The organism is Neoasaia chiangmaiensis (genome assembly GCF_002005465.1).
GTDB lineage: Bacteria > Pseudomonadota > Alphaproteobacteria > Acetobacterales > Acetobacteraceae > Neoasaia > Neoasaia chiangmaiensis.
The window spans coordinates 330,004-353,426 of sequence record NZ_CP014691.1 but is presented as its reverse complement, the minus strand read 5'-3'; the positions used below and the strand labels follow the sequence as shown (position 1 = coordinate 353,426).

Genomic DNA, 23,423 nt, shown 5'->3' with positions numbered 1-23,423 from the left:
AGAATGCGGGGCGCTCAAGCCGTCCCGAACGATTTGCGCGCAGGAAGCCGGGACGACCGCACGCTGTCAAGACGCATCGAAGTCGATACATGCCTTGCCGATCGCTTGCGCCCGCCTGGAGCCTATCATGCCGATCGTCCGCCCGTCCTTCTTCAGTTTCGCCATGAAGTCGAACTGGTCGAGATCTCCCTCGAAATCAATGCTGTCGAACTTCGCCGGCCAACCGACATATTCAAGCTTCTGATCGTATTGCTGGGTCCAGAACCAAGGCGTGGGCAACGGCTCCACCGGCAGGCCGAGCATCGCCCGGGCGGCGATGCGCGCCTGGCATTGTGCGGTACGCCAGTGTTCGATACGCAACCGCCCGTCAGCATGGGGAAAGCTGGCGATATCGCCAACAGCATAGACTCCCGGTGCGACCCGCATATGCTCGTCGACTTCAATCCCGCCATCATCCGCCCGGTGGTGGTCCGAAACATAATCCGAGACCGGACCGACGCCGATCCCGGCCAGCACGAAATCGGCGTTAAGCACAGTGCCATCATCCAGATGGACCTGCTCGACTTTCTCCATGCCCGTCAATGCCGTCACGTTGCAATCCGGCACAAAGGCAACACCGTTCTCCTCATGCAACTCGCGCATACGCTGGCCGATCTCGCGTCCGAACTTGCTCTCGAACGGTATGTCATTGCGCGAGACGACCGTAACGCCGACACCCCGCCTGCGTAATGCCGCGGCCGCCTCAAGCGCGATGAAACTGTCACCGACAATCACAGCGGTTTTGCCTGGTCCTGCCTCCTCCACGATATCTCGTGCATCCTGTGCAGTGCGAAGGACGGAGACTCCTCTCAGGTGGCTGCCGGGAAGGTCGAGCTGGACAGGTTTTGAGCCGGTTGCGAGAAGTATGTGGTCAGCTTGAACAGGGTCATTATCCCGCATGCGGATTGTCCGCCCGGGAATGTCCAGATTGGTGACGATGTCCTCAATCCGCTCGATATTGTTTTCTTCATAGAAAGCGGAGGGGCGCAACGACGGAATTTTGAGGTCCTCCGGCTTGCTGGACAACACCATCTTGCTGAGGGCCGTTCGGTCATAGGGCAGCTCCGGTTCCGGACCGATGAGCAGAATCCGACCGGCGAACCCATGCTGACGCAGAGTCACGGCAGCTGTCACACCGCCTGCTCCAGCCCCAATGATGGCGACAGTTTCGCTTTCCCGCATCGGGGGCGGCGCGTCTGATGCGCGGGGTGTCAGCCCAACCAATACCCGTCCATCGTGAATTTCGACAGGATAATTTGGCAGCGGATCGAGCGCCAATGGTTCCAGAAGCCTTCCGCTGGCCGCAGAAAACACGGCCTTATGCCATGGGCATACGATAACCGTTTCCCCATCGGGCCGGTCACATAGCGTTCCGCCCTCAAGAGGAGCGCCCTTATGAGGGCATTTGCCACCGAGCGCGGTAACGGCATTTCCCTTTCGAACAAGGACAATCGGCGTATCGCCGATCGACACCGGCACCAGCTTGTCCTGCGCCAGTTCATCAAATGCGGCGACGTCTTTCCATGACATGTCGATCTCGGGCATGTGGCTGCCTTCTCCCTGCGCGTGGTTCCAGTCTTTGAACAACGCCTTATGGCAAGCACGGTTGTGGTATCAATTTCGTTGCAGAAATGTCACATGTGACTTTTTGTTTATCTGACAGGCAACAACGTGAAGCAGGAAGGCGTTTGGCACGACGTCCGCTTATCAAGATCAAGGAATATCTTGAATGTTACGCGTTATCCTTATTGTCGTTCTTCTGCTTCTGTTGATCGGCGCTCTGCCCACTTGGGGCTTGGCGCCTGATCTGGGCTACTATCCATCCGGAGGCCTGGGTCTTTTATTGTTGATCGTGGTCGTTCTGATTGTCATGGGTCAAATCTGACCTCATCGGCATCCGCATCATAAAAAAAGCCCGGACCAACAGTCCGGGCTTTTCTTTTAAGACAATCCTCAGGAGCGGTCAGAACGAGTCGTCACCCCAGCCGCCGCCGTCTCCACCAAAATCGCCGCCGCCGAAATCGCCAGCATCGTAGTTGCCGCCAGCGTCAGTGCCACCGCCGGCAAACGGGTCGGCACCACCAGCATCGCCGTAGTTGTTAATCACGGTTTCGCCACCGCCAAAGTCGCCGGCCCCGCCCATTCCGCCGTCATGATGGCCGCTGAACAGACCTTCAAGCGCGTTTGCGGCAAGCATACCGCCTGCGACACCGGTGGCGGTTGTCAGAGCCGAACCCAGAAATCCGGAACCCTGACGCTGGAACATGCCCGGATTATAGCCCGGCGGATAGTTCGGTTGCGGCGGTGCGGCATAACCGCCCTGCGGCTGTCCCCAGCCCGGAGGCGGGGCCGCCTGCTGTTGCTGTCGCGCACCTCCGCCAAACAGGCCGCCAAACAGACCGCCACCACCACCGGGACGCTGTTGCGTCTGCGCGAGTTGGCTCTGGGCCTGCTGAAGCTGGAACTGCAACTGCCGAATTCGGTTCTGGGCCTCTGCCAGCGCCGCTTCCTGAACAACCGCCATCTGCGTGACACGGTATCGAGCTTCCGGATATTTCTGGAAGTTCTCAGCGATGAAGCGGTCGGCCTCCGGATCGATCGGCGGCAGGTTTGCCGGCGCCTGCGATGCCGAGCCGAAAGCGCCGCCACTGGGCGCCCCGCCGACGCGTGCGACGAAGCGGGAGATAAGGTCACGTTCTTCGTTATTCATTTTCGAAAATCCTCCAGGATCGGAGCGTGGTGATCGTCTCTATGTGGCCCGCCGCCGGCAATGCCGCAAGACATCACGCTGTCGACATGGTTTCCCTTCATTGAACGCACGGCGATCCTTTCGGTTTGCGCCTTACGGTAGTAAGGACTGACGCAGACAGTTTCACCGCCGGAGCCTCAAGACCTTGTCCCTTGCGACCGCCCGGAAAGACCGCCCGCCGTCTTTCCAAGAACTTATTCTTCGTCTTCATGAATTCTGGGCAAAGCAGGGCTGCGTCATTCTCCAGCCTTACGATACTGAACTCGGCGCGGGCACGCTGTCGCCACACACGACATTGCGCGCACTCGGCCCCGACAACTGGAAGGCCGCCTATGTTCAGCCGTGCCGTCGCCCCTCCGACGGACGATACGGCGAGAATCCCAACCGCCTTCAGCACTACTATCAATATCAGGTGTTGCTGAAGCCGACCCCCGAGAACAGCCAGAAGCTTCTTCTCGACAGCTACCGGGCGATCGGAATCGATACGGACAAACACGATATCCGCTTTGTCGAGGACGACTGGGAAAACCCCACGATCGGCGCATGGGGCCTCGGCTGGGAAGTCTGGTGCGACGGTATGGAAGTGACGCAGTTCACATACTTCCAGCAGGTCGGCGGCATCGCTGTGACGGTGCCCTCCACCGAATTGACCTACGGTCTGGAACGTCTGGCGATGTATGTCCAGGGCGTCGAGAACGTTTACGATCTCGACTTCAATGGTCAGGGCACAACCTATGGAGACGTCTTCCTCCGTGCGGAGCGTGACTATTCCCGCCACAATTTCGAACTGGCCGATACCGATATGCTGATGCGCCATTTCCAGGACGCCGAGCAGGAGTCCCTGCGCCTGGCCGAAGCAGGCATCGCGCAACCTGCCTATGACCAGTGCGTCAAGGCCAGCCATCTCTTCAATCTGCTTGATGCCCGCGGCGTGATCTCCGTCTCCGAGCGTGCATCGTATATCGGTCGCGTAAGGCAACTTGCGAAAGCGTGCTGCGAAACCTGGCTCGCGGGTGCGGCGGAGAACGCTCATGGCTGAATTGCTGCTCGTTCTCGATAGTGAGGAAATTCCAGCCCGGATGCAGGCGGCGGCGGGCCGGGAGCTCGTAAGCCAGCTCTCCACGGCCCTGTCGGGACTGAATCCGCGCAACGCAAAAGCTTTCTGGGGGCCTCGGCGGATCGCAGCCAGCGTCGAGATCGACATGGAAGTTCCGGCCAGCACCAGGTCGGAGCGTGGCCCACGTGAGAGCGCACCGGAGCAGGCCCTGGCCGGCTTCCTGCGGAAGCACGATGCCACACGCGACGAACTGGTGGCGGAAAATGGCTCCTGGATTCTGAATCGCGTGGTGCCACCGGTCAAGGCCGCCGACCGCGTGGCCGATGTGGTTCCCGATATTCTCTGGCGCTTTTCCTGGCCGAAATCCATGCGCTGGGGCGCTGGCAGCAACTTTACATGGGTGCGCCCCCTTCGCGGCATCATCTGCCTTCTGGATGGCACCCCGGTGCCCTTCACTCTTGCCCGTGACGGAGACGATGCACACGGTCTGTCCTCCGGCGTTCTTACCACCGGGCACCGTTTCATGGCGCCGGATCCTTTCGAGGTCTCGTCCGCCCGTCAATGGCAGGAGACGCTCAAGGGCCGCTATGTCCTTGTCGATGCGGATGAACGCGCCGAGCGTATCGTCGCAGGTATCGCGGATATGGCGGCAAAAGCCGATCTGGACGTCGTTGCCGACGCCGGACTTGTCGATGAAGTTGCAGGACTGACCGAATGGCCTGTGCCGCTGATGGGGCGCATCGACGACACCTTCATGGATCTCCCGCCGGAGGTGATGCAGGTATCGATGCGGATCAATCAGCGCTATTTCGCGCTACGCGATCGCACCGGAAAGGCAGCGCCCTATTTTGCTTTCGTGGCCAACATGACGTTTGCTGACGGTGGCGCCCTGACAATCGCGGGCAACGAGCGTGTTCTGCGTGCGCGCTTCGCGGATGCGCGGCATTTCTGGGATTTGGATCGCAAGATCGCGCTCATCGATCGGGTGGGTGCGCTCAACGCCGTCACATTCCATGCGAAACTTGGCACGCAAGGCGCGCGCGTCGAGCGTATCGAGGCCCTGGCCCGCGAGGTTGCCATGGCCATGGGGCTGTCGGATGCGGAGATCGCCGACGCTACGCGCGCTGGGCGCCTCGCCAAGGCCGATCTGACAACGGGAATGGTCGGTGAGTTTCCGGAGCTTCAGGGCGTCATGGGCGGTTATTATGCCCGGCACGACGGTGAAAGCGACGCGGTTGCGCGCGCTGTCGCCGAACATTATCAACCGCGCGGTCTGAACGACGAGATCCCGCGCGCCCCGGTCTCGGTCGCTGTCGCCCTGGCGGATCGACTCGACCTTCTGGCCTCGTTCTTCCTGATCGATGAGACGCCAAGCGGTTCGGGTGATCCTTACGGCCTGCGACGGGCCGCTCTCGGCGTGATCCGCACGATACGCGACAACGGCCTGCGCTTTGATCTGGAACGGCTGTTCGCCGCCGCTCTCGATCGCGTCGCTGCCCAGATCGGCCAGAAAGCAGGGCACGACAAACGACAGGAATTGATGGCATTCGTCGCCGAGCGGCTTCGTGTCCAGTTGCGAAACGAGGGCGAACGGCATGATGTGCTCTCGGCGACGCTTGCGGGCGGACTGGACGGCGATCTTGTCCGCCTTCTGACCCGCACGGCAGCCCTCGCGGCCATGGTCGAAACGGAAGACGGCCGAAATCTGCTGGCTGCCGGGAAACGTGCCGCCAACATCCTGCGGATTGAAAACAGGAAGGACGGGCCACATGATGGCGCGCCCGATCCGTCGCTTTATACGCAGGACGAAGAAAGAACGTTGTCCGCAGCATTGGATGAGGCCGCGGCAACCTCGGAGCGCGCGCTTGATGACGAACGTTTCACTGACGCGATGCGTGCCGTGGCTGCTCTTCGCCCTACTCTGGACAGTTTCTTCGATAAGGTCACTGTCAACGATTCGGACCCGCTAAGGCGCATCAATCGTCTGCATCTGCTCGCGCATATGTCCAGGACGCTGGGCCGGATTGCGGATTTTGGCCAGATCGAAGGATAATGGGTCAATACTTGAGTGCACGAGGTCTACTGCCTCGTGCACTCAAAATCCCCGGATGAAAGATCATCTGGTATATCCCATTTACTATTTGCGAATATGAAACGAAGACCAGATCAAGTTCGCCTTATTCTCTCCATAGTCGCACGTAAGATACGGGTCTTCGATCGTCGGGATTTCACAATTTCGGCAGACTGTGTTAGCGAAGATATTTCGTCGGGTTGGATCGTATGATTGCGAACGGACCCATCTGGAGTATCGTCCCGATAAGGCTGGTTCGTAAGTGCAGATTTCCAAGACTTTGAAAATCCGAACCCTACGACGCATCGCCGGTTTCCGCCCGGCACGACAACGCGTTCGCCAGCTTGCAATTCTGCTATCGGCTGTCAGTAGCCATGGTGCTTATGCGGCCACAGACGCATCGGTTGAAGAGCGACCGGCTCTGGTGCAGACGCCTTGGGCAGAGTCGGTACGCAAGGCGCTTTCCGAAAGAATGCACCACGCCGTGGACGCCGGCCGGCATGCGATCAACTGGTCGGAACACGGGGTTGCAAGCTGGTATGGGCGCGGCTTTCTGGGCCATCGGACCAGCGACGGGAGCACGTTCAGTTCCCAGGGCATGACCGCTGCGCACCCGACCCTGCCAATGGGATCGAAAGTACTGGTGACGTCGGAAGACACAGGCCGCTCCGTCGTCGTGACGATCAATGACCGCGGCCCGTTCAACAGCCGGATCATCGATCTTTCCCATGCCGCGGCAGCGAAGATCGGCATGCTCTCTGCGGGTACGGCGCACGTGAAGATTGCCGCGCTTCCGCCCGCAACCGATACCGAACAGGCACCCATGGAAGTGGCCGAGGCCGAGCCCGCAGATACCAATGAACAGGCTATCGCCGCAGCTGAGCCAGCACACGCAACCGTGCATCGCGTTACGACACGACGCCAGAACGCGACGACGACGCGTCATCATCGCATACACGGCTGATCGCCGGAGTTATTCCCTGGCGATCAGCGATCTTGAGTTAACCGTTCCTCAATCAGCTGCCGGACGGCGTGAATTCGTTGCCGCAACCCGCTTACCCCAGTTCACCAGTTCGCTTGTGCAATCATCGCGTGCGATAGAGCATTCGATCAATGTCGGCCCGCGCTTGTTTGCGACCGCCTTCTCTATAGCGTCCTGGAGTTCGTCTCCTGTTTTCGCATGCAGCCCAAGCCCATGGCCCTCGCCAGCGTTGAATGCCGCGATCAGCCCGGCGTAGTCCCAGTTCTTGATGTAGTTATAGGGGCCGTCATGAATTGCAATTTCAATGACGTAGCCACGATTGTTTACAAGAAAAATGATCACCGGCAGCTCGTAACGGATCATCTGAGCGACTTCCTGCGCGGTCAGTTGGAAGGATCCGTCACCGACCATCAGGACATGGCGTCTATCCTGCGAGCCCATGGCATTGCCGAATGCCGATGGAACCGACCAACCGATATGTCCCCACTGCATTTCCAGTTCGACCCGCGCCCCACCGGGCAGGTTCATGCGTGTCGCGTTGAACCATGAGTCGCCGGTTTCAGCGGTCAACGTCGTGTCCCTGTTGAGCAGCGCCTGAATCTGACGTGTCATCTCGTCATTGGTCAGCGGCGCATCGCCCTTGGCCTGCGCAAGTTCGAGACGCGGTGCCGTTGTGCCTTGAGCGGTGACAGGCTTCGACAGCGCACGTGCCGTCATGCCCTTGATGAAGTCACGCAGGGCAATGCCCTCATAGCTACGACCCGCAACAGTAACGCGATCGGGCTCAGCAAGCAGAACGTTGTCACCCTTTGGCCAGGCGTTCCATCCAACCGTCGAATAATCATTGAATACAGGCGCGAGGCATATGATGCCATCGGCACTTTCAACCAGCTCCTGCACACCCGGAGAGCTGACCTCGCCCCAATACAAACCGCGATAACAGGGATGGTCTTCGGGAAAGAAACCTTTCGCGGCAGCCATGATGGTCACCGCGCAGCCCATGCGATCGGCCAACTCGACGGAAACCGCCTGCGCATCAGCGGCTCTGAGCTTGCTGCCCACCAGCAGGACAACCCGGTCGCGTGGTGCCAGCCAGGCCAGTGAGGCATCGAGTGCCGCCTGCAGGCTTGTCAGATCGGAGGGCGTTTCCGGCAGCAGAGAGGATACCGGTCCAGGCCGCACGCACTCAGCGCCTGCGACGTTGCAGGCGATTTCCAGATAGGCTGGCTTGCGCTCACGCAGGGCGGTGCGGATGACATGATCGATCTTGGCGGGTGCATTCTCAGCCGAGACAATACTCTCCGCAGCGCAGGTCAGGTGACGTACCATCTCAAGCTGATAGCCATAGTCCGTTGTTCCGATCGTATGATGCAGCACGTGGCCACTACCGTGATCGTTCGAATTTGGCGCACCGGAAATCAGAATAACGGGCAGGTTCTCGGCATAGGCGCCGCCGATCGCATTCATCGCGGAAATCGCGCCGACACTGAACGTGACGACAGCCGCCGCAGCACCCTGGGCGCGAGCGTATCCCTCTGCACTGAACCCGCAATTAAGCTCGTTACAGCAATAAATCTGCTCCATGTCCTTGTTGAGGAGCAGTTGGTCCAGCAGGACAAGATTGTAATCTCCTGCCACCGCAAAATGATGCTTGAGGCCAATCTGCGCCAGTCTTTCGGCCAGATACATCCCGACGGTGTAAGCCATGTTTCATCCCTTTCCTGATCTTGCAAAGACAATGGGCCATGGGTTACATGAATGTCCAATATATGGATTCGATGTTTTCCATATGAATTGGATATGGATATGGATTTTCGCCGCCTCCGATACATCGTTGCCATCGCTGAAGCGGGCAGCTTCACGCACGCGGCGTTCCAACTCCATATGGAACAGCCACCGCTCAGTCAGCAGATACGGGCATTCGAGAAAGAACTTGGGCTGGTGCTCTTCATCCGTTCGAGACAAGGTGCCGTGCCAACCGAAGCGGGCCGCATCCTGATCGAACAGGCGCGCACGATACTCGCCATGGAAGCGGAGTTCCTCTCCCTCGCCCGTGGTCTCGCGCGGGGCGAGCAGGGACGCCTGCGCGTCGGCATGGCGGGCGCCGTCTCGTTATTGCCGATCATCCCGAATGCCATCCGCGCCTTTCGGGAAAAATGGCCCGAGATCGTCATCACGCTGGAGGAAAGCAACACCCCGGCCCTCTGTGAGGCCCTGCATGACAGACGAGTGGACATCGCCATCATCAGGCCGCCCGCACCGGATCCGAATATCGTCGTCGTGCCGCTGATGCAGGAGCGCACGGTCATTGCCTTACCCAAAGGCCACGACAAGTGGCGACGACGCTGCCTGCATCTGAACGATATTTCTGATGAGCCCTTCATCCTGTTCGAGCGCGAACTCGGCCCCGGGTTCTACGATGCCATCATCGCCGCATGCCAACAGGCAGGGTTCACGCCGCGACTGGGACAATCCGCGCCGCAGATTGCCGCCACCGTTCCGATGGTGGCGGCCGGTATGGGGGTCAGTATCGTGCCGGCATATCTCGACCAGATCCATGCGGAAGGCGCGACGTTCCACCCCATCGTCGGACCTGCGCCACGCTCGACGATCGCGCTGGCGTTCCACAATCGGCCTTCTTCGGGGCCGGTGGCGAATTTTGAACGCATTTTGCGGTCGTTGTGCGATAAGGCGTCCTAGATATGTCGCTGCGGATGCGATTACACGTTCATTCCGAATCCGATGTTCGGATTTCTGCTAGGTTCCCTGAGTAGTATGACGAAACACCTTGTCGCACGCGCCAATCTGACCGTGCTCATCATGTTGATCGCGGTCCTCGCTTTGGTCGGTGGTGCCACGTGGAATCAGATCGACATGGCGCGCTCGGCGCGATTATGGACGCAGCGCGCCAATGACGTGCTGCTGACGATCAAGGATCTGAATATCGCGCTCCGCGATGCGGAGACGGGACAGCGTGGCTATCTTCTGACTGGCCGCGACACCTATCTCTCCCCCTACAATTCTTCCATCGCACACGTAACCCGCCTTGCGGGCAAGCTACAGAGACTGGCGAACGACGATAGCATCGAACGCGACAGCATTGCGGCACTCGACCCCATCCTGCAGAAAAAACTGGAAGAACTGGCGCAGACGATCGTGCTCAGACGCACAGTCGGCCTGGATGCCGCCCTTACCGCCGTCAATACGGATGCGGGGCGAAACTATACGGTTGCGATCGTCGCCATACTGGACAAGATGACGCAGCACGAAAATATCGTGTTGGCACAGCATCAGCAGACGGCGGACACACGCGCCATACGGGTGCGCTGGCTGGTAATCAGCGGTATAGTCCTTGCCGCCATCGCGCTGGTCTGGGCCGCGCGCATGTTGAACCGGGCGTGGTCGAATGCCTATGTGCTCGAAGCACAGCAGCGTCAGGTTGCCTCCCAGCTGCGGGCATCGCTCGACAGCCTGACGCAAGGCGTCGGCGTTTTTTCCCCAAGCCGGCAGTTGGTGAACTGGAATGCCTGCTTCCAGTCGTTGCTGAAATTACCCAAAGCCCTAGTTCGGAATGGGACATCCTACACGACGCTTGTCGACTACCTGGCTGAGTCGGAAGGGGAATTTCTGGAAACTGAAGCGCAATTGCGCCTCTCCCGTCCCAAGCGAAACGAGTCCATCGTCTACAGCCGCCATTGCAGCGACGGCAGCCAGGTCGAGATCCGACGTTCGCCAATGCCGGATGGCGGATTTATCCTGACGCTGACGGACATGACGAAACGCGCCCAGGCCGAGGCTGTTCTGCGGGAGTCGCAGAAGATGCAAGCCATAGGCCAGTTGACCGGCGGTATCGCGCACGACTTCAACAACCTCTTGACGGTTGTTCTGGGCAATCTGGAGCTCGTGAACAGCAAGCTGGCGAACGCGCCCGATCTGCAAAAGAAGATCGAACGCGCCTCATGGGCCGCCAGGCGCGGCGCGACCCTGACGGCACAGTTGCTGGCTTTCGCGCGGAAGCAACCGCTGTCGCCAAAGCCGATCGATCTTGCAACAGCCTTGCCCGATCTCGTGCCCTTGCTGACCCGGACACTCGGCGAGCATATTGATATCCGCTATGTCGAACGTGCCGGTCTCTGGCCCGCAATGGCCGATGCCGCGCAGCTCGAAAACGCCGTGCTCAACCTCGCATTGAACGCCCGTGATGCCATGCCTGACGGCGGTCGTCTGACGATCGAGACCGCGAATGTCGTTCTGGACGAAGAATATGCGCGTTTGCATTCGGAGGTGACGCCCGGCGATTATACGATGGTCGCCGTATCGGATACCGGCCACGGCATGCGACCGGAAATCGTCAGCCGTGTGTTTGAACCGTTTTACACCACCAAGGCCGAAGGCAAGGGAACGGGTCTCGGACTGGCCATGGTCTTCGGCTTCGTCAAGCAAAGCGGCGGCCACGTCAAAATCTATTCCGAGGTCGATGCCGGCACGACGGTAAGACTATATTTACCCCGTTCCATCGAAGAAGCGCAGGCGACATCGACGCAGTCCATCGAGCCGGTTGTCATGCCGTCATCTGCGGCGACGATCCTGGTCGTGGAGGACGAAGCCGCCGTCCGCGAGGTGACGATCGCCATTCTGAAAGATTTCGGTTTCAAGGTCATCAGTGCCGCGGACGGCGAGGAAGGATTGCGCCTCCTCGGCACCCATATCGGGGAGATCGACCTCCTTCTGACCGACGTGATGCTGCCCGGCGAACTGCGCGGACGTGATCTGGCGCAGCGGGTTGCCGCTCTTCGCCCCGATGTGCCGGTGCTCTATATGTCCGGTTACACCGAGAATTCCATCGTTCATCACGGTCGTCTTGATGACGGTGTGAACCTGATCGGCAAGCCCTTCTCTCGCGATAATCTCATACGACGGATCGTTGGCATCCTGCAGGACTCAGCCTCGACATCCGCAACGAATGACGAGCCATCGGGCGGCAATGTCGTGTCGCTCAAGTCCTGGCCTGGGTGAGTATCACACCTCGGAGAATCAGGATGCCGCCCGGGTCTCATCGACAAATTTCTCCGTCACATCGTCGATCGAACGCCTGCGTCGTCCTGCCGGAGCATGGATATAAAGTTTTTTCCGCTTAATCTGCGTCATGGCCTCCGGCTGCACTGCCATCTCGTAATGGGGTGTGCGGGCGTAATCAGCGATTTGTAGCTTCGAATTGAAGACGGTATTGAACTTCCACAGCATATTCGGGAAATTCGTCTGACCTTTGGCGGCCAGGTGTGCGGCAATGCCGCTCGCATCTTTTAGAGCGGCGAGTCCCATGTGTTGCATGTTCAGCACCTGCTGCGCCTTGACCGGTTTCTCATAAAATTCGTGACGTGGGACGCATGCCGGCATGACCACATGCTGGATATCGAACAGGCGATAGTCTCGTATGTTCAGACGGTTGGAAATCCTCCATCATCCGCCATAAGTCCCGGTGGGTCTCGATCTGGAGGTCAACGATCCGAACACCATGACCCGTGGCATGCGCGGCGTCCGCGACGAGTTCGCGCCCAGCGGTTCCAGCCGAAGGACCATCTCTGTATGTGAGCGCGCCGGGATGAATCGCGTGCAGTCGCATGAGAGGCACCGTTCTCCTGCCGGATGAGAAAGACAGCCGTCGAACGTAAGGAAATGGCGTTCGATCAAGCGCGATTACATCTATCCACCGCAATTATTCAGTAATCAAACCCGCGTTTTCATAATGAAATGAAATACATATTCTTCATATAAATTGTATAATACTTGTAAATATTTTCCTTTTCGGGAAATACCTACGGGCGGACTGAGTGCCTTTGCCTCATGCCATCGATATGTCATCGTATCAATATCAGGCGGTCATCGCGATATACGCGCGGCCGACTCGCCGACCAGACAAGGATTTGTTCAGAATGCGCCGATTATTGGCCCTCACCACGCTCATGGCCGGGCTTCCCTTTACCGCGTCGGCTTTCGCGGAGGCTCCTTTTTCTTTTGCTTCGGCACCGGGCGAACTTCCGAAAAATGTTATCCCGACAGCCTATATGATCGATATCACGACGGACCTGAACCGTCTGAGCTTGCGCGGAAAGGAGACGATTTCACTGGACGTCGCTTCGCCCTCCAGAAGCGTAACGCTCAATCAGGCCGGTCTCAAGCTTTCCAGCGCCAGACTTGATAACGGCATGGTCGCCGCGATCAGGCAGGACGATGACGCGCAGACTGCCACGCTGACATTCGCACAGCCCGTGCCTGCCGGCCACCACACGCTGGCCATCGACTATACCGGACCGATTATCGAAACGCCGAATGGCATCTATATCGACGATTATAAGTCTCCCGACGGCAAACCAAGGCGTATGCTCGTCACGCAATTCGAGGTGGCAGACGCGCGCCGGATGTTTCCCGGCTGGGACGAGCCGGCATTCAAGGCAACCTTCCAGCTGAACGTCACCCTGCCATCCAAAGACGTCGCTGTCAGCAACATGCCCGTGACAGCCACGACAGCAGCCGGACCGGACGCCAAGCGCGTGTCGTTCCAGACCACGCCCCGCATGTCGACCTATCTGCTGGCGCTTGTGGCAGGGGACATGTCAGCCGTTCACGGCAATGGAGATGGAACGCCAATCGGCGTTTACGCGCCAACCGGATTGCAGGAGCAGGGAAGATACGCCCTCGGGGCCGCGGAAAAGATCCTGCCTTACTACAACACGTATTTCGGCACGAAATATCCGCTCCCGAAGATGGACATGATCGCCATACCCGGCAATTACCAGGCTGGCGCAATGGAGAACTGGGGTGCCCTGACCTATATCGACAACGTCCTTCTTTTCGATCCGCACAACAGCACGCCACACACGCGCGAACTCATCTATGAAGTCGTGGCGCACGAGATGGCCCATCAATGGTCCGGCGATCTCGTGACGATGGGCTGGTGGGACAACATCTGGTTGAACGAAGGCTTTGCGAGCTGGATGGAGATCAAGGCCACCGACAAGATGAATCCGGACTGGGACATCTGGCCGCGTCAGCATGACGCTCGCGAACACACGATGGCGATGGATGCCTTGCCGACGACACATCCCATCCAGCAGGTCATCCACAATGTCAGCGAAGCGAACTCCGCTTTCGACAGCATCAGCTATGGCAAGGGTGAACTCGTCATCCGCATGCTCGAAGGCTGGCTCGGCGAGGATACGTTCCGGGACGGCATGCGCATCTACATGAAATCCCACGCCTATAACAACACGACCAGTCAGGACCTGTGGGACGCCCTGGCTCGGTCATCAGGGCAGGATGTCGGTCGCGTCGCACGCAGTTTCGTCGAACAGCCCGGCATTCCCCAGATCAATGTCGCGCTTACATGCCAGAGCGGCAAAGGTGTCTATACGCTGACGCAAAGCCGCTTCGCGATTCACGATCCCCATCCTCGCGCACTACGCTGGAACGTGCCGGTCATTGCCGGCGGCCCTGGTCTGGAAACCCGAAAGCTTGTTCTTGGCGCACAGCCTGCGACGATGACCGTGCCGTCATGTGAGGCGCCTTTGAAGTTCGATCTGGGCGAAAGCGGTTATTATCGGGTCCATTACGATACCCGTGCCCTGGCACCGCTGATGAAATCGTTCGCCACGTTCGCACCTGTCGATCGAGCCAACCTGCTTGGCGATCAATATGCCTTGTTCGAAGCCGGAGAAGCAACGCTTTCGGTCTATCTCGATCTCACCAGCGCCCTGCCCGGCGAAAACGAGCGTGATATCGCCGTACTCGAGGATGTTATCGAGCGTCTCGATACGATCAACGATGCCGAGCGTCATCAAGCCACACGCCCGGCTTTCCAGGATTTCGCGCGGCGCGTTCTGAACCCCACCATGAACCGGCTCGGCTGGGACCCGAAGCCGGGCGAAAGCGTGCTGGACGACATGCTGCGTCCGTCCGTGATCGCTGAACTGGGGGAACTGGAAGACCCGTCCGTCATTGCCGAGGCACAACGGCGCTTCAAATCCTGGCAGACCGATCCCGCATCCCTGCGCGCGAATCTGGTAGCGCCCGTCACGGGGATTGCCGCACGCCATGCCGACGATGCCACGTACGACTTCCTGGCGACAAAAGTCCGGAACGCGCAGAGCACGGAGATGAAGCTGCGTCTGTTCAACGCACTCGCGCACGTAACGGACCCTGCCTTGATCGAACGTAATGTGGAACTGACGTATAGCGGCGCCATTCCGGATGGGCGCATCGCCATGGCGCTCTCGGCGATTGCGGCAGAGAGCGGCAATCCGGACCTGGTCTGGCAACTGGTCAAGAAGCACGAAAGCGAAATACGCGCACATCTCGCGCCATGGTCGCAGGATGGGCTCTTGGCCGGCGTCGCCCGCGCAACGTCGAATCCCGCAATCGCAGAGCAACTGAAGAACGATCCGGCTTCGCAGAAAACCACGGGCGCCCGGATTGCTACGGCCCGCGCGCTGGACGCTATTGGTGCGCGAACAGCCGTCGCGGAACGCATTCAGACACAGACCCGGCAATGGCTGGCATCACATGGAGACTGAATGAGAATTCCATGGACCCGGCGACAATCCTGTCGCCGGGTCTGGCCATTAACCCGTGGAAGACAGATCGATCGCCCCGATCGCGCCGTCCTCGGTGCCGAAAACCATGTAGCCGCCCTGCGGGCTGAAGGTGAGCCCGGTAATCTTGCCCCGTCCTTCCATGCAGACAGGCAGAACGCGCTCCGATCCGGTATCGGCCAGCAACACCGTGCCGTCTTCGAAACCGGCCGCAACCATGTCGTGCTTCGGATGGGCCTTGACCCGCGAGCAGAAAACACCGGGCAACCTTGCAAGCTCGGATGGCGGTTTGCCCATCGGTCCCCCGCCGAAGAACGGCCACATGACAACCGAGTCCGCACCCGACGTCGCGAGCCATCGACCGTTTCGCGTGAAATCCATGGACGCGACCTGTCGCGGATAGCCGCTCATCCGCATGTTGTGGCCATCTGACAGACGCCAGCCATGCAGATCGTTCTCCTGCATGGAACTGACCAGCGCCTCCCCGCCGGGATGAATGGCAAGGCCAATATGGCTACCTTTCCATTCAAGCGGGCGCACGTTGTCGACCTTCGCCTGCACATACCACATCGAAACACCGTTATAGTGCGATGCAGCGACACGCTTGCCCTTGGCATCGAAAACGATACCCGTAACCGACGAAGGGTGATCCAGCCCCTTCAGGGTCTTTTCACCGGAAGCGTCGCGAAGTTCCAGTTGTTTGCCGACGGAGAAAGCAATGGTCGTCGACGTGCTTGCGACGTGCTCGACCCAGCGCCGGCCCTTATGAAGTTCGGTCGTCGCGCCGTCAGCCGCCGTGCGGACAAGCCGGTTGTCCTCACCACCACTCAGAAAACCGCCACTGCCTGTATCGGCCACGAGGGAAAGTACCGCGCCGTCATGCGCTTCCACGCGCTGCCATGCTTCCGGTTGTCGCAGAACCGCGACGGAAATCAGATAGATTTCCCCCTCCACGGTTCCGACAGCGAAGGTCTGACCGTCACGCGAACAGGCGACTGCGCTTATGGGCACGTCGACACGGCGTTCCGCGCCGCGCGAGACCAGGAGTTCGACAATCCCGCTCATGCTGCGCGGCAGCTTTCGAAGCCCCGGCGAAGCTGCGGCCGGTTGAGATTTCGACCGATGAACACGAGCCGCGAGACGCGCGGTTCATCGTCCTTCCACGGGCCGATATAATCGCCGTCCGCCATCATATGGACGGCCTGGAAGGCAAAGCGGTCTTTCTGTCCCTCGAAATTCAGAATGCCTTTCGAACGAAGGATATCCGGTCCCTGCTCCTGCAGGATCGCCCCGATCCAGGCCTGGAAACGTGCCTCGTCAAGCGGCTCGTTAACCGAGAACGACATGCTAGTGACGCCCTCCTCATGGCTGTGGTCGCTGTTTTCGAGAAAGTCCGGCATCGTCGCCAGGGCGCGTTTCAGGTCGAAACCGCCACGGTCGAGGATATCGCTCATGGCGATATCGCCGCGGTTGACCGGATGGATCTGGACGCTGGCATTGATCTTGCGAATTCGGGCCTGGATCTCCTCGATCCTTGCTGCATCGACCAGATCGATCTTGTTCAGCACGATGACGTCCGCAAAGGCGATCTGATTGACCGCCTCATGACTTTCATCCAGCGTCTGAAGGATATTGTACGCGTCCACCACGGTCACGACAGCATCCAGCCGCGCTTTTTCACGCAACGTTTCATCCACGAAGAAAGTCTGCGCCACGGGCGCGGGATCGGCGAGTCCGGTAGTCTCCACGATGATCCCGTCGAACTTGTTCCGGCGACGCAGAAGGCTACCGAGAATGCGGATCAGGTCGCCGCGCACGGTGCAGCAGATGCATCCGTTATTGGTCTCGAAAACCTCCTCGTCCGCATCCACGACCAGATCGCCATCGACGCCGAGTTCACCGAACTCGTTGACCAGCACGGCGTATTTTCGCCCATGTTCGGCCGACAGGATATGATTGAGCAGCGTGGTTTTCCCGGCACCCAGAAAGCCGGTGAGCACCGTTACCGGCGCTTTGGTGGTCGTCTCGGACATGCACGATCCTTATGTCACGGAAGATGTGTTTGGCTCAGGATATAGGCGCGTCTTCTCGCATGTGACAGGGGGCCTCGTTTCGGCCAATGCCACGCCAAGCAGCAGAAACGCCCATCCACCGAGAGGCAGGTTGAGCAGATCGCTGCTGGATGCGATGGGCCATTCCTGAATGAAGACGGCCGCGAACAGCCCGATGCGCCAGGCACTGTTCCGATCCGACGCATGCGCGTTGCGCGGCAGGATCGTTGCGAGCCAGGCAAGGACCATGGCGACGAACAGCATCAACTCCGGAACGCCGCCGTTCGTCAGCGCCTGAAGATAATGGTTATGCGCATGCTGGACGCAGATCGCCGCCCCGCCACCATCGGGCGTCGCGTTCAGCCATGACAGACCGTGAAAATAGCGCGGGTTGCCGCAGCCATGCCGGAATGCATCATAGCCCAGCCCGGTAATCGGATTGTCGGCGGCCATGACCCAGGCGCGCGTGAAGATCGCGCCATAGGACGATTGCCCGAAATGCATGAGTTGCCGATGCGCCAGGATGACAAGATGCTGGAAACTGCCCGGTGAGAAAACACGCACCAGTGTCACGATCACCGGCAGGAGAAGTCCCGCAAGCAACGCTGCGGGACGCATCGGCCGGAACAAGGCCGCGCAGATGAACAGGCCAAGCAGGGTCAATGCGAAAGGAATACGCTGCCCCGCAAGCACCATGACCGCAACGCCCGCGACGACCACAGCGCCCATTCCGCCCAGGCTGCGCCAGCCATGTCCGCCGGTGCGGCGAAGCACATCGGCACAGGCAAGCATCAGGATGGGCAGCAGCAATCGGGAAAGCGGCGCCGCCGCGCGGGGATGCGCATAGGGGCCGGTCAGTGTGCCGTCTGGAAAACGCGGCACGCCGAACAGATTATGACCGAAGATCGCCTGAACGACGATCTGCATGGCGATATAGCATCCGCAAATCACGAGAATCCTGCGCATCCATAGCCGCGTGACGGCATCGCGCAGTGTCCAGTTCTGCATTGCGGCGGCCATCATCAGGAATCGTATCGCCAGGAGTGCCTGCCCAAAGGCTGGCACGCCGCCAATGCCGAATGGTGTAACCGGCAATGAACAGAACACCTGCCATCCCCACCATGCCAGAGATACGACGAACCACGACTGGCGGCTCCAGCACCAGTCCTGCCTGACGACGCATCGTATCATGAACAGGACCGAGAGAAGATCCATCGTCACTTCGGCCAGACCGCGTCCGTGCGTCAGAAACAGTGGCAAGGCCAGCGTCGCTGCCTGACCAAGTCGATCGACGATAGGAGGCTGGATTTTCATAGCATGCATGAGCCGTGCACATGCGGCAGCGCGCACCGTATGGCAAGCCTTCCTCCCCGCCGGAACGCAACCGATCCGCATTACAGGCATTTGATGCTCATGCACCGTGCAAGATACTGAAAAGGAGTTCTCTTTGAGTACCGACACGATCTCGATCAAAGGCATATCGCGCCCCGTCTCCCGCATCGCGCTCGGTACCTGGGCGATCGGCGGATGGATGTGGGGCGGTCCGGACGACGACAACGCCATAAAGACTGTCCACCGTGCCTTGGACGAGGGCATCAACTTCATCGACACCGCGCCCGTGTATGGCTTTGGGCATAGTGAGGAGGTGATCGGACGCGCCCTCGAGGGAAGACGCGATAAGGCGATCGTGGCAACCAAACTCGGTCTGGCCTGGACGGACGATCACAAGCCCTATCGGGACAGTCGCGCCGCACGTGTTCGGAAGGAGGTTGAGGATTCGCTTCGTCGCCTGAAAACCGACCATATAGATCTCGAACAGGTCCATTGGCCGGATGGGAAGACCCCCATCGAGGAGACGGCACGTGAACTCGAGAAACTGCACAAGGAAGGCAAGATCCTCGCGCTGGGCGTCAGCAACTTCTCGGTTCAGGAAATGGATATCTTTCGCGAAATCGCGCCTCTCAGCACGATCCAGCCGCCTTACAATATTTTCGAGCGTGCGACGGAACGTGAAATCCTGCCTTATGCGAAAGCGCATGATGCGGTGGTGATGGCTTACGGTCCGCTCTGTCGCGGCTTACTGGCCGGCAAGATGACGCGGGAGACGACATTCCCGTCGGACGATCTGCGCAGCAGCGACCCGAAATTCCAGAAACCGAATTTCGACCACTATCTGGCGGCTGTCGAAGACCTGAAGCAGATCGCCGACAGACATGGCAAGAGCGTTCTCTCCCTGGCGATCCGCTGGGTGCTGGATCAGGGACCAACAGTTGCGCTCTGGGGCGCACGCAAACCGGAACAGATCGATGGTGTGAACGACGCGTTGGGGTGGTCCCTCAGCGATAGCGACAAGACGGAGATCGATGCCATCCTGAAGCGGCATGTCCCTCAGCCGATCGATCCCGATTTCATGGCGCCGCCACAACGCGACTGATCTCTCCTGCAACGACGGCGGCATTTCGGCGTTAGGAAGCGGCAGTCATCTCGCATTCATCTGAAAGGTTGAGTTAATGCCGTTCTCTTACTCCCGCTTCGTCGCTATTGCCGCCGTCACCGCGCTCTCATTTGCTGGCACCGGTGCTGCCCGTGCGGAAGACGCGATGGGCACGCCGGTTGGCCATTTGACGCTTCTCGTGAAGTCCGCCGATGTCGGCGTGGGATTCACCTGGGGTGAAGGCCGTCTGACGTACGGCCACCATACTTACAAGTTCAAGGTGAATGGCGCGGATATCGCGGCGGTCGGATATTCGAAGGTGGAAGCCAGCGCCGTCGTCTACAACCTCAAGAACCTGCATGATTTCGACGGCACCTATGGGGCGCTCTCCGGAGAGGCCACCCTGGACAAGGGGCTCGGCGGCGCCGTGCTGAGCAACAGCAATGGTGTTCGCCTCAAGTTGCAGAGCGTGACCCGTGGCGCGCGCCTTGCTGCTGGCGCGCAGGGTCTTACCCTGACGCTGGAACAGTAAGCGACCTTCCTCGGTAGCATTGGCCCCTGTTGCCATCATCGCAACAGGGGTTTCGCGTCTTTCTCGAGCGGGCGCTAACTGCCGCCGTCCGCTCAGTCATGACGTTCCCCTGTTTCCGCATTTGCCATCACCGTGGAAACGGGGACCGGCTTCTGAAGCCAGCCGCCCTCGAAACCCGCCCGCTGCAACCCGGCACGGATGTAGCGGTTTCGTTTCATGATCTTCCACACCAGACCGCTTCGCCAGTTCTCCGTCATCAGAAGGATCGGCCCCTGGTCGATACCCAACTGCTGGTCGTCTGCCCAATAATGTCCGTCACGACGAAAGGACGGATTGAAGGCATCCACAAATCCATACTGGTTGTAAATTCTGTCCCCATATCGCCTGCGCATCTCCTGCAAGGCAGGCACGACGATCTCCGGTGCGAATGCGATGGACCCTCCTGCGGCTGTCGGTGCGATGGTGCCGTCGTCCAGAACGTAGTCACGACCGGCGCCGCGCGCACTGTAGGCCAGAAAATGCCGTGACCGGCCGTCAACGGCGACTTGCGCATCACCCGGCCCATCGCAGGCGGTCAGACCCCAGATATTGGCGCCGTAGTCTTTCCAAGAACTTGGATTGGCTTGCGCATAGGCACGCTGTGCATAGACGGCGTTACGACTGTTCTGGAAATAATCCACATGATGCGTGCGGCCCCAGTCGTCCTGAATACCCCGGAAATCAACCCAGGACTCGCTGTATTGATGGCCGAAAAGCGGCGCGAAATTGAGGAGCGTCCTGCCCTGGAATGTGCCCCACTGCGTATCGTAAGTCTTGGTCCATGCTGCCCATGTGGATGCGGACAACGGATGGCTTGGTGAACCCAGCGCCTGTAGATAAATGATCAGCCCTTCGTTGTATCCTTTCCAGTCGCTCTGAATGAAATGCCCGGATGGCGTCCATCCCATGTCCAGCCACGGTCCATGCGCACGCATCCATGGCCAGTCGACGCGACGATAAAGCATGTCGGCGAGACGACGGATTTCCGCTTCGTCAGCATTTTTACGATCGAAATACGATTGAGCGAAGAGAACGCCGCTCATCAGCAGCGCGGTATCGACACTGGACAGTTCGGACCAGTGGGCGAAGCGCGTCCCGGTCCGGGCGTTGAGAAAATGATAATAGAAACCGTGATATCCGCTGGCCCCGTCAACCCCGTCGTTTTGAGGGCGCGACGCGAGGAACCGTAATGTCCTGAGCGTGCGGGCCGTTGCTTCCCGACGGGACACGTAACCACGCTCCGTGCCGATGCCGTAAGCCGTCAATCCGAAGCCGACGCTGGCGATACTCGCCGCCCCGCCCTTCGACGGAAACCGATCCGGGATGAGGCCGGTTTCCGGATCGGCCGATTGCCAGAACCAGTCGAATGTCCTGCGTTCCAGATCACCGATGAGGGCCGCATCACCGCGCGACAATGAAGCGACGGGGTCGCGTGTCGTCGATGCCGCCCAAGTGGTTCCCGCGATCGACGTGCCGAGGCAGGCGATCGTCAGGCCATGACAGAGAAGACGTCGAAGTGGGGGCGGCAGAATTGGCTTCGGCATCCCACCAGTAAAACGACTGATTCAGCTCGCTGCAGCATCGGTTTTCTTAAAGATCGTCAACCAGTTGGAAGGCTTATCGCAACACACGGTGGATTGCCGTCGTCAATTGCGACAGTTCGTCCCGGGAGATCGTCAGTGCCGGCGTCAGGTAAACGATGTCCCGAAATGGCCTGACCCATACGTTTTCCTTCAGGAATGCCGCCTTCAGCGCATTGAGGTTCTCGATCTCCGTCAGTTGCACCACGCCGATTGCCCCCATCACCCTGACGTCGCGGACACACGGCAACGCTCGGCATGGCGCCAGTTCATGCCGCATCTGGTCGCCGATCGTCGCGACCTGGTCGAGGCGAGGCTCCCGCTCGAAGAGATCGAGCGACGCATTGGCCGCCGCGCAGGCCAGCGGATTGGCCATGAAGGTTGGACCATGCATCAGCGCGTGCCGGGGATCGTCGGAGGAGAATGCCTCGAAGACGTGCCGCCGCGCCACCGTGGCGGCAAGCGCCATCGTGCCGCCTGTCAGGGCCTTGGAGAGCGTGATGATATCCGGAACGATGGAGGCCTGCTCACAGGCGAACATGCTGCCGGTGCGCCCAAAGCCCGTGAATATCTCATCCAGGATCAGCAGCAGGCCGTACCTGTCCGCCAGCGTACGGAGCCGTCGCAGAGTCTCCGGCGCGTGAAAAACCATGCCACCAGCGCCCTGCACCAGTGGTTCGACAACGATGGCCGCCAGTTCGTGGCGATGGTCGGCGATGATCTTGTCGAGGGCCGTGAAACTTGCATCGTCGTCGGGCAGGTCTGCCAGGATCTGCTCCGGCAGCGCGCCCGCGAACATCGCGTGCATGCCCTCCTCCGGATCGCAGATGGCCATGGTGCCGAGCGTATCGCCATGATAGCCGCCACGAAAAGACAGAAGGCGCGTGCGTCCCCGCTGCCCCTTGTTGATCCAGTATTGCACCGCCATCTTGATCGCCACCTCGACGGCCACGGAACCGGAATCGGTGAAGAAGACCCGCTCCAGATCGCCGGGCAGAAGTCGCGCAAGCCGCGACGCCAGATCGAGTGCCGGAGCATGAACGAGGCCGCCGAACATGACATGCGGCATTTCACGCAGTTGCCGCGATACGGCATCGTGGATGTGCGGATGGTTATAGCCATGGCAGGCCGTCCACCACGAGGCGATGCCGTCGATCAGCCGCCGGCCATCGGCCAGTTCGATGACGGAGCCTTCCGTTCGCTTCGCCGTCTGCGGCATCGGCGCCGTTCGCATCTGCGTATAAGGCAGCCAGATATTGGACAGGCCCTCAGCGGCCATGGGACTGGACAATGCTTTTCTC

At 59.7% G+C, this 23,423-nt stretch carries 17 protein-coding genes and 1 pseudogene; 9 read left to right on the top strand and 9 right to left on the bottom strand.

Annotation, left to right across the window (positions count from 1 at the left end; translation table 11 throughout):
* Positions 1-66: 66 nt before the first annotated feature.
* The gene (locus A0U93_RS01645) at positions 67-1,584 is read right to left on the bottom strand and encodes an FAD-dependent oxidoreductase (protein WP_169852672.1); all 1,518 of its coding nucleotides are present in this window, start codon (positions 1,582-1,584) and stop codon (positions 67-69) included.
* A 184-nt stretch (positions 1,585-1,768) separates the two neighbouring features.
* Here A0U93_RS01645 and A0U93_RS01640 point away from each other — a divergent pair, with 184 nt between their 5' ends.
* Positions 1,769-1,924: a DUF3309 family protein gene (locus A0U93_RS01640; RefSeq protein WP_077805823.1), complete on the top strand. Its 156-nt coding sequence runs from the start codon at positions 1,769-1,771 to the stop codon at positions 1,922-1,924.
* A gap of 78 nt (positions 1,925-2,002) precedes the next feature.
* Here the strand turns inward: A0U93_RS01640 and A0U93_RS01635 are convergent, their stop codons facing one another.
* Positions 2,003-2,749, bottom strand: coding sequence for a DUF2076 domain-containing protein (locus tag A0U93_RS01635; RefSeq protein WP_077805822.1), 747 nt, complete (start codon positions 2,747-2,749; stop codon positions 2,003-2,005).
* 184 nt (positions 2,750-2,933) lie between these two features.
* Here A0U93_RS01635 and A0U93_RS01630 point away from each other — a divergent pair, with 184 nt between their 5' ends.
* The 3 genes from A0U93_RS01630 (at position 2,934) to A0U93_RS01620 (ending at position 6,880) form a co-directional block, all read left to right on the top strand.
* The gene (locus A0U93_RS01630; protein WP_077805821.1) at positions 2,934-3,827 is read left to right on the top strand and encodes a glycine--tRNA ligase subunit alpha; all 894 of its coding nucleotides are present in this window, start codon (positions 2,934-2,936) and stop codon (positions 3,825-3,827) included.
* Entirely contained in the window at positions 3,820-5,898 is a 2,079-nt protein-coding gene (glyS, locus tag A0U93_RS01625; RefSeq protein WP_077805820.1) for a glycine--tRNA ligase subunit beta, read from the top strand. Before A0U93_RS01630 ends, glyS begins: the two co-directional genes overlap by 8 nt.
* A 280-nt stretch (positions 5,899-6,178) precedes the next feature.
* Entirely contained in the window at positions 6,179-6,880 is a 702-nt protein-coding gene (locus A0U93_RS01620; protein ID WP_245825010.1) for a septal ring lytic transglycosylase RlpA family protein, read from the top strand.
* Between the two features lie 48 nt (positions 6,881-6,928).
* Here A0U93_RS01620 and A0U93_RS01615 read toward each other — a convergent pair whose 3' ends face one another.
* A complete protein-coding gene (locus tag A0U93_RS01615) occupies positions 6,929-8,605 on the bottom strand; it encodes an alpha-keto acid decarboxylase family protein (RefSeq protein WP_077805818.1) in 1,677 nt (558 codons plus the stop codon).
* A 99-nt stretch (positions 8,606-8,704) separates the two neighbouring features.
* Here A0U93_RS01615 and A0U93_RS01610 point away from each other — a divergent pair, with 99 nt between their 5' ends.
* Positions 8,705-9,598 (top strand): LysR family transcriptional regulator, encoded by an 894-nt coding sequence (locus A0U93_RS01610; RefSeq protein ID WP_077808244.1) that lies wholly within the window; start codon positions 8,705-8,707, stop codon positions 9,596-9,598.
* Between the two features lie 75 nt (positions 9,599-9,673).
* Positions 9,674-11,914 carry a CHASE3 domain-containing protein gene (locus tag A0U93_RS01605; RefSeq protein ID WP_077805817.1) on the top strand — a complete coding sequence of 747 codons (2,241 nt, stop codon included), beginning with the start codon at positions 9,674-9,676 and terminating at the stop codon, positions 11,912-11,914.
* An 18-nt stretch (positions 11,915-11,932) separates the two neighbouring features.
* Here the strand turns inward: A0U93_RS01605 and A0U93_RS01600 are convergent.
* Positions 11,933-12,349 (bottom strand): annotated as a pseudogene (locus tag A0U93_RS01600) (hopanoid C-3 methylase HpnR); the annotation flags it as partial.
* A 482-nt stretch (positions 12,350-12,831) separates the two neighbouring features.
* On the opposite strand from A0U93_RS01600, the gene A0U93_RS01595 reads away from it, so the two are divergent.
* The gene (locus A0U93_RS01595) at positions 12,832-15,468 is read left to right on the top strand and encodes a M1 family metallopeptidase (RefSeq protein ID WP_077808243.1); all 2,637 of its coding nucleotides are present in this window, start codon (positions 12,832-12,834) and stop codon (positions 15,466-15,468) included.
* 48 nt (positions 15,469-15,516) lie between these two features.
* Here A0U93_RS01595 and A0U93_RS01590 read toward each other — a convergent pair whose 3' ends face one another.
* The 3 genes from A0U93_RS01590 to A0U93_RS01580 are packed head-to-tail and all read right to left on the bottom strand — an operon-like array spanning position 15,517 to position 18,860.
* The gene (locus A0U93_RS01590; RefSeq protein ID WP_077805815.1) at positions 15,517-16,551 is read right to left on the bottom strand and encodes a WD40 repeat domain-containing protein; all 1,035 of its coding nucleotides are present in this window, start codon (positions 16,549-16,551) and stop codon (positions 15,517-15,519) included.
* Complete coding sequence (locus tag A0U93_RS01585) at positions 16,548-17,519, bottom strand: CobW family GTP-binding protein (RefSeq protein WP_077805814.1); 972 nt, start codon at positions 17,517-17,519, stop codon at positions 16,548-16,550. Before A0U93_RS01585 ends, A0U93_RS01590 begins: the two co-directional genes overlap by 4 nt.
* A 9-nt stretch (positions 17,520-17,528) precedes the next feature.
* Positions 17,529-18,860, bottom strand: a complete 1,332-nt coding sequence (locus tag A0U93_RS01580; protein WP_245825008.1) for an O-antigen ligase family protein — start codon at positions 18,858-18,860, stop codon at positions 17,529-17,531.
* Positions 18,861-18,984: 124 nt separating this feature from the next.
* On the opposite strand from A0U93_RS01580, the gene A0U93_RS01575 reads away from it, so the two are divergent.
* Positions 18,985-19,971 carry an aldo/keto reductase gene (locus A0U93_RS01575; protein ID WP_077805813.1) on the top strand — a complete coding sequence of 329 codons (987 nt, stop codon included), beginning with the start codon at positions 18,985-18,987 and terminating at the stop codon, positions 19,969-19,971.
* 76 nt (positions 19,972-20,047) lie between these two features.
* Positions 20,048-20,503 (top strand): hypothetical protein, encoded by a 456-nt coding sequence (locus tag A0U93_RS01570; protein ID WP_077805812.1) that lies wholly within the window; start codon positions 20,048-20,050, stop codon positions 20,501-20,503.
* A gap of 92 nt (positions 20,504-20,595) precedes the next feature.
* Here the strand turns inward: A0U93_RS01570 and A0U93_RS01565 are convergent, their stop codons facing one another.
* Positions 20,596-22,086, bottom strand: a complete 1,491-nt coding sequence (locus A0U93_RS01565; protein ID WP_077805811.1) for a glucoamylase family protein — start codon at positions 22,084-22,086, stop codon at positions 20,596-20,598.
* 73 nt (positions 22,087-22,159) lie between these two features.
* The gene (locus A0U93_RS01560; RefSeq protein WP_077805810.1) at positions 22,160-23,401 is read right to left on the bottom strand and encodes an adenosylmethionine--8-amino-7-oxononanoate transaminase; all 1,242 of its coding nucleotides are present in this window, start codon (positions 23,399-23,401) and stop codon (positions 22,160-22,162) included.
* Positions 23,402-23,423 lie beyond the last annotated feature (22 nt).

Bases quoted from the DNA above. Each gene is read 5' to 3' on its own strand.
- A0U93_RS01645 (WP_169852672.1), bottom strand. From the start codon at position 1,584: ATGCCCGAGATCGACATGTCATGGAAAGACGTCGCCGCATTTGATGAA.
- A0U93_RS01640 (WP_077805823.1), top strand. From the start codon at position 1,769: ATGTTACGCGTTATCCTTATTGTCGTTCTTCTGCTTCTGTTGATCGGC.
- A0U93_RS01635 (WP_077805822.1), bottom strand. From the start codon at position 2,749: ATGAATAACGAAGAACGTGACCTTATCTCCCGCTTCGTCGCACGCGTC.
- glyS (WP_077805820.1), top strand. From the start codon at position 3,820: ATGGCTGAATTGCTGCTCGTTCTCGATAGTGAGGAAATTCCAGCCCGG.
- A0U93_RS01615 (WP_077805818.1), bottom strand. From the start codon at position 8,605: ATGGCTTACACCGTCGGGATGTATCTGGCCGAAAGACTGGCGCAGATT.
- A0U93_RS01610 (WP_077808244.1), top strand. From the start codon at position 8,705: ATGGATTTTCGCCGCCTCCGATACATCGTTGCCATCGCTGAAGCGGGC.
- A0U93_RS01605 (WP_077805817.1), top strand. From the start codon at position 9,674: ATGACGAAACACCTTGTCGCACGCGCCAATCTGACCGTGCTCATCATG.
- A0U93_RS01595 (WP_077808243.1), top strand. From the start codon at position 12,832: ATGCGCCGATTATTGGCCCTCACCACGCTCATGGCCGGGCTTCCCTTT.
- A0U93_RS01590 (WP_077805815.1), bottom strand. From the start codon at position 16,551: ATGAGCGGGATTGTCGAACTCCTGGTCTCGCGCGGCGCGGAACGCCGT.
- A0U93_RS01585 (WP_077805814.1), bottom strand. From the start codon at position 17,519: ATGTCCGAGACGACCACCAAAGCGCCGGTAACGGTGCTCACCGGCTTT.
- A0U93_RS01580 (WP_245825008.1), bottom strand. From the start codon at position 18,860: ATGCATGCTATGAAAATCCAGCCTCCTATCGTCGATCGACTTGGTCAG.
- A0U93_RS01570 (WP_077805812.1), top strand. From the start codon at position 20,048: ATGCCGTTCTCTTACTCCCGCTTCGTCGCTATTGCCGCCGTCACCGCG.
- A0U93_RS01565 (WP_077805811.1), bottom strand. From the start codon at position 22,086: ATGCCGAAGCCAATTCTGCCGCCCCCACTTCGACGTCTTCTCTGTCAT.
- A0U93_RS01560 (WP_077805810.1), bottom strand. From the start codon at position 23,401: ATGGCCGCTGAGGGCCTGTCCAATATCTGGCTGCCTTATACGCAGATG.